The organism is Stakelama pacifica (assembly GCF_004361835.1).
Taxonomy (GTDB): Bacteria; Pseudomonadota; Alphaproteobacteria; order Sphingomonadales; family Sphingomonadaceae; genus Sphingomonas; species Sphingomonas pacifica.
Genome location: NZ_SNWD01000030.1, coordinates 1 through 1,722, shown reverse-complemented (window position 1 = coordinate 1,722; position 1,722 = coordinate 1). Strand labels below are relative to the sequence as shown.

Genomic DNA, 1,722 nt, shown 5'->3' with positions numbered 1-1,722 from the left:
CGCAATTCGTCCCGTTTTGTTGCAGTGCAGCTATGGTTGGTTGACGGTGCTGCGTGATGGTGCAAGGCGTTTGCCGGGTTAATCGGGCGGAGAGAGATTCTGATGCGCATTGCAATGATCGGCACAGGCTATGTGGGTCTGGTGTCGGGTGCGTGTTTTTCCGATTTCGGGCATTCGGTGGTGTGCGTCGACAAGGATGCGGGCAAGATCGATCGGCTGCATCAGAATATCATGCCGATTTACGAACCGGGCCTCGACACGCTGGTCGCCTCCAATGTGAAGGCGGGGCGGCTGTCGTTCACCACCGATCTTGCCGAGGGCGTGAAGGATGCCGATGCGGTGTTCATCGCGGTGGGTACGCCGAGCCGCCGGGGCGATGGCCATGCCGATCTGTCCTATGTCTATGCCGCCGCCGAAGAGATCGCCGCTGCGCTGACAAAGCCCGCCGTGATCGTCACCAAATCGACCGTGCCGGTCGGCACCGGCGATGAGGTCGAGCGCATCATCGCACGGATCGCGCCGGATAAGGGGATCACGGTCGTCTCCAACCCCGAATTCCTGCGCGAAGGTGCAGCGATCGAGGATTTCAAGCGCCCCGACCGCGTCGTGGTCGGTGTCGAGGACGAAGCCTCTGCCGAGGTGATGCGCGAAATCTATCGCCCCTTGTCGCTCAATCAGGCAGCGCCGGTATTGTTCGTCGGTCGGCGTACGTCCGAGCTGATCAAATATGCCGCCAATGCGTTTCTTGCGGTCAAGATCACCTTCATCAACGAGATCGCCGATCTGTGCGAACAGGTCGGCGCCGATGTGCAGCAGGTGGCGCGCGGTATCGGCATGGACAATCGCATCGGGCCCAAATTTCTGCACGCAGGGCCGGGCTATGGCGGGTCGTGCTTCCCCAAGGATACGCTCGCGCTGATGAAGACCGCAGCCGATAACGACACGCCGGTGCGCATCGTCGAGGCGACGGTGCAGGTAAACGACGCGCGCAAGCGGGCGATGGGCCGCAAGGTCATCAAGGCGATGGGCGGCGATGTGCGCGACAAGAAAATCGCGCTGCTTGGCCTGACCTTCAAACCCAATACCGACGATATGCGCGATGCGCCCAGCATCTCGATCGTTCAGGCGCTCGAAGATGCCGGGGCAAAGGTCCATGCCTATGACCCTGAGGGCGAGGAACAGGCACGCCCGCTGCTGCCCAACGTCACCTTCTGCACCGGTCCTTATGAAGCGGCTGAGGGTGCTGATGCGCTGGTGATCGTGACCGAATGGGACGAGTTTCGCGCGCTCGACCTCAAGCGGATGAAGACGATCCTGAACCAGCCGCTGCTCGTCGACCTGCGCAACATCTATCCGCCGCAGCTGGCGCGCGATGCGGGACTTGAGATCGTCAGCGTGGGCAAGCCTGCACAGGCCATGACGCAACCGCAGGGCGAACTCGCTGGTTCAGCGGCATAATCTTTTTCGAACAGGGGACAAGTTCGTGACCGGCATCAAACCACTTCGCAAAGCCGTTCTTCCCGTAGCGGGGCTCGGCACCCGCTTCCTTCCCGCCACCAAGGCGATCCCGAAGGAAATGCTCACCGTCGTCGACAAGCCGCTGATCCAGTACGCGGTCGAGGAAGCGATCGAGGCGGGGATCGAGGAGATCATCTTCGTCACCGGGCGCGGCAAGGGTGCGCTGGAGGACCATTTCGACATCTCGTTCGAACTGGAAACCAC

2 protein-coding genes are annotated in these 1,722 nt (G+C 61.6%); both read left to right on the top strand.

The features are described 5' to 3' along the window. The first annotated feature begins 102 nt into the window (after positions 1 to 102). A complete protein-coding gene (locus EV664_RS19100; RefSeq protein ID WP_133497238.1) occupies positions 103 to 1,458 on the top strand; it encodes a UDP-glucose dehydrogenase family protein in 1,356 nt (451 codons plus the stop codon). Positions 1,459 to 1,492: 34 nt separating this feature from the next. Beyond that, a partial coding sequence (locus tag EV664_RS19095; RefSeq protein WP_244923144.1) for a sugar phosphate nucleotidyltransferase occupies positions 1,493 to 1,722 on the top strand: 230 nt, incomplete at its 3' end.

Coding starts and splice junctions, on each gene's coding strand:
- EV664_RS19100 (WP_133497238.1), top strand. CDS start 103: ATGCGCATTGCAATGATCGGCACAGGCTATGTGGGTCTGGTGTCGGGT.